Consider the following 14,725-nt stretch of genomic DNA (forward strand, 5'->3'; position numbering starts at 1 on the left):
ATTTTAAGTTACTCTTTTTAAATTCATAAATTTTAATTCATTTTCAGCAGGTGTTTTATATCTTAAAGCCGAATGAAGTCTTTTATTATTTTCCAATAATTATGCCTACATGATTGGGAAAACAAGTAATGAGATAATCATAATCTTCGGATTTTTGTAAGTCGACAGTAAAGTCTTTAAAGTGTTGGTGGAAATGAGCTGTAGCCTTAAAATTATTGGCATCATCATATACATAAGTACGTCCTTCTAGATATTCATTATTAATATCAATTCGATAGGGAGTGGAAACTTTACCATCAATTTTTTTAGCTAAATAGTTGATGTAGGAGTCGTTATTCTTTCCGTTATTTAAATCAATATGACTATCAATAATTGGCATATTAGTTTTTTAGGCTTTGGTGATATTGTTTTATTACTTAATATAATCATATTCTTCTTCTTTTTCAATGCCGTTGAAATAGTAAAAAAGAGAGGATTTTGTGCAAAAAATATGGTTAGATGTAGTTGAAAAATAATTTGTATGTTGTAATTTTAACTTGCCATATCATCTTTTTTAAACTTCATTTAAGTAGTTAAATTTTTAACTCTTTAATTTTTTATGAGACTAATTTCGCAAACTATACTTCTTTTATTCATTCTAACTACTGGCATTGCTCAAGCAGAAATAAAAGAACGTACAGTATTAAATATGAGTCATGATGTTGAGTACTTTGTTGATGCCAACCATGAAACGGATATCTCTGATATCTCACTAAAGACTTTTAAAAAGGTAGAAGGTGACGTACTAAATTTTGGAAACAATAAAGCCACCATATGGTGTAGGTTTAAATTAAATAATGATGTACAAGACCCTATTCTTCACTTAAAAACTTCTTTAATAGAAGAGGCTATTTTGTATATTCCACAAGGTATGTCGGACTTCTCTGAGAAGAAAAGTGGATACACTAAGTCATTCCAATCACTTGATTATCAGATTCCTAATATATACTTTAATATTGAAACAGACTTTAATGATGAAAGGTACTTCTATATTAAAATAGATGCGACCTATCTTCAGTTCTGGGTGTATTCGGGGACATCCAAAGACTTTATTCAATACATTTATAATACATCAATTATAGATGGTATTTACTACGGTATCATTCTGATTATGATCTTATATAACCTTATTGTTTTCTTTACAGTAAGGGATTCGATCTATCTATACTATGTATTGTATGTTCTTTTTGTAGGGTTTATGGTAGCCCATTTCCAAGGGCATGATGCTCACCTTTGGGGAGAATTCAGCTTTATTGCGAAAAGAGGACCTATATGGCCAGCGTTTGGAGGACTTACTTCGGTGTTGTTTGCCTATAATTTCCTGAAAATAAAAACGAACCTTAAAATACTTCAGAAGACCTTCTATTTGATGTTTTCGTTATGGTGCTTAAGTATTCTGAGTGTTTTATTTGGTTATAACTTTGCCAGTTCATTACTAAACCAAACTTCAGGACTTCTTTGTATTATTACATTTACCTACTCAGCAATTACGCTAATTAACAAAGGACACAACGAAGCGAAATTATTCCTTTTAGGTTGGGGTGGTTATATGACTACTTCCGTATATTTTGTATTGTGTGGTGCCAATATCTTTCAATATACTTTATTGACTGACTATGCTTGGCAAATCGGATCTACTTTCGAGATGCTTGTTCTTTCTATTGCCGTTGGACAGAAGATTAATACACTGAAGAAAGAGAAGCACAACCTCTTAGTGAATCAGAATAAAATTCTTGAAGATAAAGTAAGTGAAAGAACTGAAGAACTGAAGTCTTCTAATGAAGAATTAAATGCGATGATCGAACAAGTATACGATCAGCATAATGTGATTAAAAAGAAGAACCAAGACCTTAATTCATCGATTTCTTATGCACAAAGAATTCAGAGATCTGTATTACCTCCATCAGACATGATGGACAAGTACATTTCAGATTACTTTGTTTTCTATCAGCCAAAAGATGTAGTAAGTGGAGATATTTATTGGTTTACTCATCATAACGGTCATAATTTCTTAGCAGCAATCGATTGTACAGGTCATGGTGTGCCGGGTGCATTTGTATCATTGCTTGCGGTAAATATCATAAAGGAAATTGTTACGCTGAAGCAATTGGTAGACCCTTCTGAAATTCTTGATGCGATGGCTAAGGAAGTAGAAGTGGTATTGAACCAAAAGCAGAATAAAAACCGCGAAGGTATGGATATGGGACTTTGTGTGTGGAAGAGCAACGGAACAGAGTTGAAATTCTCAGGAGCAAAGAACCCTCTTTATATCAGTAGACAGGATGGAACAATAGAAATGATTAAAGGAGATAAGAAGCCTATTGGTGGTTTAGATATCCATAGTAAATTGCACCAATGTGAGTTTACTACACATACTATCGAAATTACTCCTGATATCTTAAACTTCTATATTTTATCGGACGGTATCCAAGATCAGTTTGGAGGACCGAATGATAAGAAATTCTCAAGAAAAAGATTACAAGAACTACTTAATAAGAGTGCCACGCTTAAAATGTTCCAGCAAAAGGATGTTTTAGACAGAACAATCAATACATGGAAAAAAGACTATCCTCAGATAGACGACATGCTATTGATTGGTTTTAGGCCATAAACTTAATTTTTTAACCGATTATTACATAATGACCAAATTCGCTGACTTTCATATTCACCTTTCCTTAAAACATTTGATCAATAAGGGAGAGGAGGGGAGAAAAGACATATGGGATAGTATACGCTATAATCCCAGTAAACATAAACCTAAACGAGCATCTTCAGATAAATACGATCAATCAGATCTATCACTTCTAGTAGATGAAAATGTGAAAATGGCAGTAATTGCCCTTCACCCCGTAGAAGTGATTGTTAGAAAATCGTGGGTCAACCGATTGATTGGTAAGTTTATCTTTGGTTTTGAATTGGATCGATTAAAGAAATGGGCACAGGATAGTGTGAAGTCATTTTCCATTTTAAATCGAGAATTGGAAGTAGTATTTTCACTTCCAGATCAGGACGATTACCGTAAAAATTTCCCAAGTCATTTAGCAAAAGGGAACCGAAGAGCTATTTTCCCAACCAATGCTGATGAACTAAATGATGAGGAAACTACAAAACTATTCCTTAGTGTAGAAGGGGCACATGCGTTAAGTAACTTACCGTTTGAGGCACAAGGTGAGGAATTAGAAAAGGAGGTCTTAAAGAATCTTCATCATTTACAGTACGAGAGAAATATTCCTATTTTCTCACTTACCTTATGTCATTTTGCGAACAACTACTTATTTAAGCAGAGTTGGGCATTACCATTACCAAAAGTAGTGGACTTCCTGAAGATACCTGGAAAAGATCTATTGGAAAGCCAAGAAGAACCGATCAATAAACACGGTCTAAAAGTGATAGATCAGTGCTTAGATCCAAGTAAAGGAAAGAGGATCTTAATTGATACAAAACATCTTCATATAGATGCGAGGTATGTCTACTATCAATTACTATTAGATAAAGGACCTAACCCTTTGGATACCTCTGAAAATCCTTCAGAATATTACGCTCCAATCATCGCTTCTCATTCTGGAGTAAGTGGAATGAGAAACAAGGAAGAAGCGTTACAAGTGGGCAGGGCAAAAAGAGAAGGACACAAAAATAAATACCAGCGTTTCAATCCTTGGGAAATCAATATTTGTGATGAAGAATTACCAATCATCATGAAGTCAAAAGGTATGATTGGGATTTCTCTTGACCAACGTATCTTAGGAACAGAAAATAATGATTATGTAAAAGCGGTATGTAATCATCTAAAGGACAAATATGGTAAAGTAACTTGGAGAAAGATGGGTAAAGCAAAGAGAACAGAAATGATCCATGCAGCCCTATTCTTAGATAACTTACTTTACATTGTACATAAAATGGGGAGTGAAAAAGCTTGGGACTGTATTTGTATTGGCTCCGACTTTGATGGTGTTATTGACCCAATCGATTGTTGCCCTACGGTTTCCTATTTTTCATCCTTTGAAAAGTTATTGGTTGATGACTTTGATAAGCTGAGATACAAAGCGGAGGAAGAAATTTATATCCCAAATGGTAAGTCTTTACAGGCATTATTTAGAGGGGTATTTTATGATAACCTTGAAAAATTTATAAAAGACAACTTCTGTTGTTTACCTAGCAGTGTTCCATTAGAGTCCATTAGCTAAATACCATCAAGCCTGAGTTAGAAACTATAGCTAGCTCAGGCTTTTTTGTTATCAAACATTGTTCATCAAAATACTATTCTTTTGCTTACCATGATCACAGTAAAAGGAAGGATTTTACTGAAATTATTTTTATTGTCATTTATGTGTGCATTTTAATCAAAACCGCTTATAACAAGCTAAAACAGCCTATATTTCATTGTTTTTTAGGTGTGCATCCCTCTGATTTTTAGTCCTGAAATTTACGTTAGATTTACATTTATTAATCCAAAAATCAAGACGAGCCGCATTTCATTCTAGTATAATTGTCTTGTTATTCAACGACAAAACAAACCAATTTTTACTACTGAAATGAGGAACTTATACTTAATCATTTTACTACTATACATATCTGCAGCAGCCTTTGCTCAGGAGAAAAAACAAAGACCGAATATCATCTATATTATGTCAGATGATCATGCACTACAAGCAATAAGTGCTTATGGTCATGAGATCTCTCAATTGGCACCAACACCAAATATAGATCGTATCGCTACCGAGGGAGTTCAGTTTAATCAGAGCTTTGTAACCAACTCTTTATGTGGCCCCTCAAGAGCTACTATGTTAACTGGAAAGTACAGCCATAAGAATGGTTTTAGACATAATGCCGACACCTTTGATGGGTCACAAAATACATGGATCAAAGAATTAGGTAATGCCGGTTATACAACTGCGGTTATTGGTAAATGGCACTTAAAAAGTAAGCCAGAAGGTTTTGATCATTGGAACATCTTAAATGATCAAGGAGAGTACTACAATCCTGATTTTATCACTGAAGGAGACACTACTTTAGTAGAAGGATATACAACAGATCTAATTACAGATTATTCTATCGAATGGTTAGAAGAGCAAAAGCAAAAAGACGAACCGTTTGCACTTTTAATTCATCACAAAGCACCACATAGAAACTGGATGCCTCCATTAAGATATGCCAATGAGTTTGACAATGTGGAGTTCCCTGTTCCTGATAATTACTTTGATGATTATGAAGGTAGAGTAGCCGCTGCTGCTCAAGAAATGAATGTATATAGAGATATGCAAGAAGGGCATGATCTGAAAATGTCAGTAGCAGAAGGAAGCGATGAATGGAGAAAAGATATCTGGCCACACTTGTTTGCTCGCCTTACTCCTGAACAGAAAGAAGCTTGGCATACTGCCTACAGAGAGAAAAATGACAAGATGAATTATGCTAATTTCGATGAAAAAGAAATGGCATTATGGAAGTTCCAAAGATATTTACAAGACTACTGTGGTACTGTAAAAGCAGTAGATGACAATGTAGGTAGAGTATTGGATTACTTGGATGAAAACGGATTAGCTGAAAATACTATTATCGTTTATACTTCAGATCAAGGATTCTATTTAGGTGAGCATGGATGGTTTGATAAGCGATTTATGTACGAAGAATCGTTCAAAACACCATTGGTTATGCGTTATCCAAAGGAAATCAAGTCAGGTCAAACTACAGAAGCATTTGTACAAAACATTGATTATGGCCCTACATTCTTAGATTTTGCAGGTGTTGAAGTACCTGAGGAGATGCAAGGTGAATCTTTAAAACCAATAGTGAAAGAAGGCAATATTCCTGCTGATTGGAGATCTTCTGTATACTACCACTACTATGAATACCCAGGTTTCCATAAAGTAAAAAGACAATACGGTGTAAGAACAAAAGATTATAAGTTAATTCATTTCTATTTCGATAATGATAACTATGAGTTCTATGATCTAAACAATGATCCTCAAGAAATGAAAAATGAGATCGATAATCCTGCTTACGCTAGTCAAATTGAAGAATTGAAGACAGAGTTAGCTCGTTTGATGAAAGAAGCAGACGAACCTGACTTTGAAGAATGGAAAGATACAGATTATCGAAAAGAAGCGCGTATGAAAAAGCGTAAGGAAATGATGAGACAAAAGAGACTTCAAGAAAAGAACAACACGAAATAAACAGATGATCTCAATATTTATATGAAAACTAAGCCTATTTTATCAGCATTGACGTGTGCACTACTTTTTCTATTAATGGGTTATACTTATAGTATAACCCGATTAGAACAAGAAGAAGAGCGCTTTCAAAAAGACATAGAAATTTTTGAAAAAACACACAGAGCCTCATTCGACTATTTTTGGGATCTAGGTCACCCAGTTTCTGGGCTTACTCCTAGAAGATCTCTTAAGAACAAGAAGTACGAAATTGGTATTGGTGCTTCGGGTTTTGGTATCCAAGCTATTATTGTGGGTGCCCATAGAGGTTGGGTAACAAGAGAAGAGGTGCTAGATCGTTTATTGAAAATGACAGATTTCCTTGAAAATAAGGCGGTTCGTTTTCATGGTGTATTTCCTCACTTAATCCATGGTAAGACGGGGCAACTGATTCATTTTGGTGGTCAAGATGGAGCAGACATCCAAGAAACATCTAATTTAATGATGGGTTTATTGATGGCCAGAGCTTACTTTGATCAAGATACGCCAAAAGAAGTTCAGCTAAGAGAAGAAATCACAAAGCTTTGGGATGCGGTAGATTATACTGTTCACGAGTACCAAAATGCTTTATGGTGGAATCACTCGTACGAACAAAAAGAGAATAACGGACTTAAACTTTTAATGAAAGGTTACACTGAGTCGATGACAAGTTATGTCTTGGCATTAGGTCATCCATCAAAAGGAATTAAAAAGAGTTCGTATAGAGGTTATGTGGAAGGTAGAAACTTTGTAAATGGTAATAACTATTATGGTTATACACTTGATGTTGGTAAGCCAAAAGGTGGTCCATTGTACTTGGCACAAACACCATTTTTAGCCTTGGATCCAAGAACCATGGAGGACAAATATACTTACTATTGGACGAGGAGCATCAACCACTCTCTAATTAATTGGACGTATTGTATGAAGCATGCACCTAAAGAATTCCAATACTCGAAAAGTGATTGGGGATTAACAGCTTCACAGACACCAAGAGAAGATGGAGGTTATAATAATATGGCAGGGCCGGGACCAAAAGATAAAGGTGTCATTGCTCCATCAGCGGCATTAGGAGTATTCCCGTATGTGCCTTATCAGTCGATGATGGCATTAAGAAATTTCTATGAAAACCATAAAGAAGGCTTATGGGGAGAGTATGGTTTCAAGGATGCTTATAGTATCAAAAGAGATTGGTATTCTGACCGTTACCTTGGTCTTGATCAAGGACGTACCGTTATTATGATGGAGAACTACAGAAGTGGTTTATTCTGGGAGTTATCTAAAAAAGTACCTGAACTACAGGTGGCTATGGATAATATGGGAATCACTTCACCAAAGCATAAAAATGGTTTCCCATTAGCAGTAATTGAAAAAACATCCAAATCAGTACAGTTGTACAGACACCCTGATCTGGAAGCCTATCATATAGATTTTTATACCGAAAAAGACGCAGAAATCTCATTTGCATTGAAGTCGAATAAAGGAGAAGGAAAAAGAGAACTAAAACCAAAACAATCCTACAAAGCAGGACTTCACCAATTAATATTTGAGAAGAATGAAATCCTTTCAGGAACGAAAGGAACCTTGATTATGAAATCGGGGAAAAAAGAAATTGAACTACCAATCCAGTTATTCTAAAATCAATTAAACAGTAGTTATGAAGAAATTAGTATTAATTCTTACAGCATTAGTTGTGAGCAGCTCTCTTATTGCTCAAACTGTAGAAGAGAAGGTGGAAAGCCTACTTCAAAAAATGACCCTTGAGGAGAAAATTGGTCAGATGACACAGTTTACTTCTTCAGGGGATGTAACAGGTCCTACTTTAAGAGGAAATGTAGAAAAAGAAGTAAAAGCAGGTAATGTTGGTTCGTTGTTTAATGCTTTTAAAGCGGATTATACGCGTAAGCTTCAAAAAATGGCTGTAGAGGAAACTCGTTTAGGTATTCCATTATTATTTGGATATGACGTAATCCATGGCCATAGAACAATTTTCCCTATTCCATTAGGAGAAGCAAGCTCATTTGATTTGGATGCTATGGAAGAAGCGGCAAGAATCGCAGCGATTGAAGCTTCAGCGGAAGGGATTCACTGGACTTTTGCTCCAATGGTAGACGTAAGTAGAGATCCTCGTTGGGGTAGAGTAATGGAAGGTGCTGGTGAAGACACTTATTACAACAACCTAGTTGCTAAAGCAAGAGTAAGAGGTTTCCAAGGAGATGATTTATCTAAAGAAAATACGATCCTTGCTTGTGCGAAACACTTCTTGGCGTATGGTGCTCCGATTGCAGGTAGAGACTACAATACAGTAGATATGTCGTTACAAACACTTCATGAAGTGTACTTGCCTCCTTTTAAGGCTACAGTAGATGCAGGTGTTGAAACATTTATGACATCATTTAATGAGATTAACGGTACACCATCGACAGCCAATCCTTACTTATTTAAAGATATCTTGAGAGACCAATGGGGTTTTGAAGGCATGGTAGTTACAGATTATACAGCCATCAATGAATTGGTACCTCATGGTACAGCGAAAGATCTTGCACAAGCAGGTGTACAAGCTCTTAAAGCAGGTATCGATATGGATATGGAAGGTGCTGTTTTCTTGGAAACATTAAAAGAATCGGTAGAAAAAGGTGATGTTACTGAGGAAGAGATCAACGTTGCTGTAAGAAGAATCCTGACATTAAAGCATAAGTTAGGCTTGTTTGAAGATCCATATAGATACTCTGATACAGAAAGAGAAGAGCGTTTGGTATTGTGTGATGAGCACAAGGAAAAAGCGAGAGATTTTGCTCGTAAGTCTATCGTATTATTAAAAAATGAAAATCAAGTTTTACCATTAAAGCTTGAGAATAAGCCAAAAATTGCTGCTATCGGTCCTCTTGTGAAAAGTAAAAAAGATGTGTTAGGTGCTTGGAAAGCAAAAGGTTCTCCTAAAGATGCAAAATCATTATTTGAAGGCTTAAAAGGAGCGACTAGAGGAAAAGCAGAATTATTATATGCACAAGGATGTAAGCTGGATGGTGATGATACCAGCGGTTTTGCGGAAGCTATTGAGGTAGCGAACCAATCGGATGTAATCATTTTGGCTATTGGAGAAGCAAGAACGATTTCAGGAGAAGCAAAAAGTAGATCTGATATCACTATTCCTGGCGTACAAACAGAATTGTTAGCAGAATTAAAGAAAACAGGTAAACCTGTTGTAGTAGTATTGATGAATGGTAGACCTTTGGCACTTGAAAAAGAAGATGAGTTAGCAGATGCGTTATTGGAAACTTGGCATTTGGGTACAATGGCAGGTCCAGCAATTGCTGATGTTATCTTTGGTAAATACAATCCGGCAGGAAAGCTCCCTATGACTTTCCCAAGGAATGTTGGTCAGGTGCCAATCTACTACAATGCGAAGAATACAGGTCGTCCATTTGATCCAGAGAATCCATCAGGATACAAGTCCAATTATTTAGATGTTCCTAATAGCCCATTGTATGCTTTCGGGTATGGTTTAAGCTATACAACATTTGAATATGGAGAGATCACATTATCATCAAATACTACAGACGGAGCACCAATTACAGCTTCTATAGAAGTAACGAATACAGGTGATTATGATGGTGAAGAAGTGGTACAGATGTATATCCAAGACATTATTGGTAAATCAACAAGACCACTGAAAGAATTAAAAGGTTTCGAAAAAATCTTCTTGAAAAAAGGAGAAACAAAAACGGTAACCTTCACTATCGAGAAAGAAGCTTTAACCTATTTCAGATGGGATATGTCGGAAGGTGTTGAAGCTGGCGAATTCAATGTATTTATTGGAACAAGTTCTGACCAAGTAAAAGCTGCTTCATTTACTTTAACTAAAGACTATGAAGTAGGTAAAAAAAACTATAACCCGATTCAATCTAAATAATTGCTATTGGGAAAAGATAACCGGTGGCTACTTCACCGGTTATCAATTCTCTTTCAAATTCATATGAACTAAAACCTTGTTAATGAAATGATCAAACATCTTACTTTATTATTATTATCAATACTGCTTCTTGGTGCCTGTCAAAAGGAGGAAAACTCCTTCTACGTAGGTGTACCAAAAGACTTAAGGTACGTTGGTATCGGTGAGTATTATTGTGGAGAAGCATTTACTACAGATCAGCCTTCAGTTTTTACTGGCGGTGAAGAAGTGATTTTTACCCTATTGGATGTAAAATCTGATGATTACGAGGGAGAGGATTTGATGGAGAATTTTAGAATCCAGAGCAGAACGGGAATTATTACAATCAGAGATTTTAATGACTTGTCAGTAGGAAGATATACCATTGATGTAGAAGTAAAAAACAGCATGGGAGCGACTTCTTTTACAGATATCTTAGACTTTACGGCAGATCAAATTGCTCCTCAAGATATTATTTACATGCCTAATATCTATTCATTTTATGGCGATGATACAGAAATTGAAACCAATAGACCTCATGTTAAAGGAGGAGGCCCGTATTCTTTTAGATTAACAGAGCATACCGATATTTTCTCTATTGATGAAGAATTGGGCAGGGTTAAATTAACCAACAATTTTCCTATTGAAGACGATCAGATTGAAGTTTTTGAGATAGGTATTGAAGTCGCAAATACATTAGGCGAATTAGTAAAAGATGCTGCTGTAACGATCGAAATTATTGGCAAAAATGTAGGTCAATTATTTTATAATGCTATTTCCTTTTTAGGAACTCCTACATCTTATGGTTTACAGAATGCAGTGCATCATACAACATATGGCGTAGTAGAAAAAGAAATTGATGGTGAGGCTTATATTACTGAATTAAATGATGAAGACAACGGCCCAGCATATACTGGAGGTTTGTGGAGAAGAGCTTGGGCCGGTGTTGCCTTCAATTTCGAAAATGAGGATGGGTTTGTAAATGAAAAGATCGTTAAAGGTTACTGGTCTTGGAACCAAGAATCAAGAGGTGACCTTATCTCTGATGTGATTGATTTATCGTATGCAGACGAAGAAGGATACTTAGATATCACAGGTTTTTGGAGATATACTGGCGGTGCACAAAACTTAAACCAACATCTAGGGGTGATGATCTGTAAGCAAAGTGAATACAATGAAGATGCTCCGGAAACATCCAACTGGACTGTATTGGCTAACGATATTTCTGAAGATTTGATGCCTTTCCCAAGTGGAACCACAACAATTAATGAACGACTACTTAGAGAGGAAGGAAATGTACAAGTTTCCATTCCATCCAACTTCCTAAAGGAAGAAGTAAGGGTTGCATTAAGGGCCGATTTCTTTAACCCCGAATTAGGAGGGCTTGCAAGAAGATTTTACATCTATCAAATGCAAGTAAGAGGAAAATAAGTATCGTGACTAACTCTCAATTGAAATGAATAAAATAAACAAATTGATAACACTGATCCTTGGAGGCTTATTAATGTTATCCATGGATGCGTACGCTCAAAAAGAATTTATCAAAGTAAAAGGTATAGTCATTGGTGAAGACGATGAGACTATCCCAGGTGTGAGTATCCGTATAAAAGGTACAAATAATGGTACTGCCACAGACTTTGATGGTAACTACTCCTTAAGAGTAAAACAGAACGCTGTTCTGATGGTGTCTTATGTTGGTTATACGCAACAAGAAATACCTGTAAATGGTCGATCGATTATTGATATTCAGCTGATTCCAGAAGTAGAGGAATTAGACGAGTTGGTAGTTGTAGGTTATGGTAAGCAAGATGCCAAAGAAGTATCGGGTTCCATTCAATCGATGGTAATGGATGATGAGGTTAACTCTATGCCTGCAGCTTCTTTTGATCAAATGTTACAGGGTAGAATGGCAGGTGTTCAGGTATCTGCCGGCGAAGGTGGACCTGGCGAAGCCATGAACTTTGAAATTCGTGGTGCCAATACAATTACGGGTTCTTCTGCTCCTTTATACGTAGTAGATGGATTCCCCTTAGAAGATCCTTCACTATTTACTTTAGATCCTGCCGATATCGAAAGAATTGATGTTTTAAAAGATGCATCGGCAACGGCAATTTATGGTTCTAGAGGTTCCAATGGTGTAATCTTAGTCACAACAAAACAAGGTTTGGCTGGAAAGCCTGTGATTACCTTCAATACAAAAGTTGGTGTTTCTCAAATTCCTCACAACCGAAGAATGGAAACACTAAATGCCCACGAATATGTGCAATTACAGCATGATTTAGGAGGTGGTGATCCATGGGGTGATGTAGGTAATTACACAGATGCCGATATGACCAATTGGCAAGATGAAATCTTTAAGGTAGCGCCTTTCCAAAATTATAATGTATCCATGAGAGGTGGTTCTGACCAAACTAAATATTTTGGTTCAATGGGTTATGTCAACCAAGCAGGTACATTAATGAATACAGGTTTTGAGCGTATCAATGGTCGTTTTAAACTGGATCAGAACCTTGGAAAGAGAGTGAATATGAGTATGAACATCAATTACTCTCATACAGAACACAAAGGACAGAAAACATCAACAGCGAGTGTATCTGCGATCAAATCGGCCATCATGTTTAGACCTATGACACCAAAAAATGGCGATTTAGATGATGATGATGAATTAAGTGCAGGTTTCTATCCTCCGACACAAACATTAGAGAATACAGACCGTTCTGAGATATCAGATGTGATGCAAGCCAATGTTAACTTCGATGTAGACCTTGCAAAAGGATTGAAGTTCCGTACACAGCTGGGATACCAAATAAACTACTCTCAAACGAAAACGTTTTTTAGAGAAGGTACCAATCAGGCAGACCGAGGAAGTGATGGTATCAACGGTCATATTTCTCAGTTAAGAGCACAGAACTTTATCAATGAGAATACACTATCGTACGATTGGTCAAAGAACGGTCATAAGATCGATGCCTTAGCGGGTATTACTTTCCAAAGTACGAACCGTTATAGATTTCAAGCGGCTGCAATTCAGTTCCCGTTAGATGATTTAGGATGGAATAATATCGGCTTAGGTAATGTAGCGAAGATGCCAACTTCAGCAGCTACAGGACAAAATCTAATGTCTGGTTTGAGTAGAGTTAACTATGCTTATAAGGGTAAATATATTCTTACAGCATCTCTTAGAGCAGACGGTTCCTCTCGTTTTAAACAAGGAAATAGGTTTGGTATCTTCCCTTCAGTTTCTGCAGCTTGGAGAGCAGGAGACGAAGACTTTATTCAGAATTTAAATGTGTTCTCGGACCTGAAATTTAAGACAGGTATTGGTACAACGGGTAACAATAGAGTAGGAGATTTTGATTTTATTCCTACGATGGCTGTGGGACCAGGATATTATTTAGGAGGGCAGTATCAATCTGCTTTTTATCAAGATAAATTAGCGAATACTAATCTAAAATGGGAGACAACTCAGCAATTTAATATTGGTGCAGAAATGGGCTTCCTAAATAACAGGTTATTGGTAGATGTTGAATACTACTACAATTTAACAGACAACCTTCTTTTTGATGCCAAAGTAGCTCCTTCAACAGGTTATACTCAGGTAAAACAGAATATTGGAGCGGTTGCCAACAGAGGTTTAGAATTTAGTGTGAATACGGTAAATGTTCAGACGAAAAACTTCAAATGGACATCCAATTTCAATATCTCCTTCAATGATAACGAGATCAAAAATCTATCTTATGGAGAAGATTTCAGATTATATGACCCGAATGTTGGAGGAATGTTCGCTGGAGAATTATACTATGGTTTATTCGTAGGTATGCCAATGACGCAGATGTATGGTTACCGTTACGATGGAGTATATCAAAAAGATGATTTTGTAAGAAACTCAAATGGTGAACTGGTCTTAAGAGAAGGCGTTCCGGGATTCAATTCTCAGACAGGACAAGTAAGACCGGGTATGCCAAAATATAGGGATGTAAACGGTGATGGTGTTATTGATGAAAATGATAAGGAAATCATTGGTAATCCTAACCCAAGGCACTTTGGTGGTTTTACCAACAACTTTACCTATAAAAACTGGGATTTAAGTATTCTACTGACTTGGTCGGTAGGACAAGAAGTATTTAATGGTAATATGGCTGATTTTGGTGTTGTCGGTAACCAAAGAGGTAGAAACTACCTGAAAGATGTGGGTAATAGATGGGCACTGAATAACCCCGTTGATGGTGGTGTTTGGGGAGCTCCTGGCCCAGGACAGGATTATACCTATCAGCAAGTATATGGTGGTCATCAGATGAGTGATTACTTTATCGAAGATGCTTCTTTCCTAAGAATTAAGAATGTTACGGTAGGATATACTTTTGAGCCATCAAAATTAAAAAAGCTAAGAATTGAACGCATGAGGGTATATGGATCAGTAGATAACCTTTGGGTATTTACTAATTACTCTGGCTATGATCCAGAAGTATCTGTAAGAAACCAAGCCATGTACAAAGGCATTGATTATTCTTCTTACCCTGCTTCTCAATCATTTATTGTAGGTTTCCAAGTTTCTTTCTAATCACAACAG

The 14,725-nt window shown here is 36.4% G+C and carries 8 protein-coding genes; 7 read left to right on the top strand and 1 reads right to left on the bottom strand.

What is annotated here, in order from left to right:
- Nucleotides 1-85: 85 nt before the first annotated feature.
- Nucleotides 86-379: a hypothetical protein gene (locus QL232_RS02265; protein WP_281612891.1), complete on the bottom strand. Its 294-nt coding sequence runs from the start codon at nt 377-379 to the stop codon at nt 86-88.
- Nucleotides 380-598: 219 nt separating this feature from the next.
- On the opposite strand from QL232_RS02265, the gene QL232_RS02270 reads away from it, so the two are divergent.
- The 7 genes from QL232_RS02270 (at nt 599) to QL232_RS02300 (ending at nt 14,716) form a co-directional block, all read left to right on the top strand.
- Nucleotides 599-2,650 carry a 7TM diverse intracellular signaling domain-containing protein gene (locus QL232_RS02270; RefSeq protein WP_168882359.1) on the top strand — a complete coding sequence of 684 codons (2,052 nt, stop codon included), beginning with the start codon at nt 599-601 and terminating at the stop codon, nt 2,648-2,650.
- Between the two features lie 28 nt (nt 2,651-2,678).
- On the top strand, nt 2,679-4,223 hold the full coding sequence (locus tag QL232_RS02275) for a membrane dipeptidase (RefSeq protein WP_281612892.1): 1,545 nt from the start codon (nt 2,679-2,681) through the stop codon (nt 4,221-4,223).
- A gap of 348 nt (nt 4,224-4,571) precedes the next feature.
- On the top strand, nt 4,572-6,209 hold the full coding sequence (locus QL232_RS02280; protein ID WP_281612893.1) for a sulfatase: 1,638 nt from the start codon (nt 4,572-4,574) through the stop codon (nt 6,207-6,209).
- Nucleotides 6,210-6,230: 21 nt separating this feature from the next.
- Nucleotides 6,231-7,862, top strand: a complete 1,632-nt coding sequence (locus tag QL232_RS02285; RefSeq protein ID WP_281612894.1) for a glucoamylase family protein — start codon at nt 6,231-6,233, stop codon at nt 7,860-7,862.
- 19 nt (nt 7,863-7,881) lie between these two features.
- Nucleotides 7,882-10,137 carry a glycoside hydrolase family 3 N-terminal domain-containing protein gene (locus QL232_RS02290; protein ID WP_281612895.1) on the top strand — a complete coding sequence of 752 codons (2,256 nt, stop codon included), beginning with the start codon at nt 7,882-7,884 and terminating at the stop codon, nt 10,135-10,137.
- Between the two features lie 87 nt (nt 10,138-10,224).
- Entirely contained in the window at nt 10,225-11,586 is a 1,362-nt protein-coding gene (locus tag QL232_RS02295) for a hypothetical protein (RefSeq protein WP_281612896.1), read from the top strand.
- A gap of 25 nt (nt 11,587-11,611) precedes the next feature.
- Complete coding sequence (locus tag QL232_RS02300) at nt 11,612-14,716, top strand: TonB-dependent receptor (protein ID WP_168882365.1); 3,105 nt, start codon at nt 11,612-11,614, stop codon at nt 14,714-14,716.
- The last annotated feature ends 9 nt before the right edge of the window (nt 14,717-14,725 follow it).

Origin of the sequence: Flammeovirga sp. SubArs3, assembly GCF_947387565.1 — a bacterium.
GTDB classification, from domain to species: Bacteria; Bacteroidota; Bacteroidia; order Cytophagales; family Flammeovirgaceae; genus Flammeovirga; species Flammeovirga agarivorans.

What these genes read in the sequence shown, in the direction of transcription:
- QL232_RS02275 (WP_281612892.1), top strand. Translation starts at nt 2,679, where the DNA reads ATGACCAAATTCGCTGACTTTCATATTCACCTTTCCTTAAAACATTTG.
- QL232_RS02290 (WP_281612895.1), top strand. Translation starts at nt 7,882, where the DNA reads ATGAAGAAATTAGTATTAATTCTTACAGCATTAGTTGTGAGCAGCTCT.
- QL232_RS02270 (WP_168882359.1), top strand. Translation starts at nt 599, where the DNA reads ATGAGACTAATTTCGCAAACTATACTTCTTTTATTCATTCTAACTACT.
- QL232_RS02285 (WP_281612894.1), top strand. Translation starts at nt 6,231, where the DNA reads ATGAAAACTAAGCCTATTTTATCAGCATTGACGTGTGCACTACTTTTT.
- QL232_RS02300 (WP_168882365.1), top strand. Translation starts at nt 11,612, where the DNA reads ATGAATAAAATAAACAAATTGATAACACTGATCCTTGGAGGCTTATTA.
- QL232_RS02295 (WP_281612896.1), top strand. Translation starts at nt 10,225, where the DNA reads ATGATCAAACATCTTACTTTATTATTATTATCAATACTGCTTCTTGGT.
- QL232_RS02280 (WP_281612893.1), top strand. Translation starts at nt 4,572, where the DNA reads ATGAGGAACTTATACTTAATCATTTTACTACTATACATATCTGCAGCA.
- QL232_RS02265 (WP_281612891.1), bottom strand. Translation starts at nt 379, where the DNA reads ATGCCAATTATTGATAGTCATATTGATTTAAATAACGGAAAGAATAAC.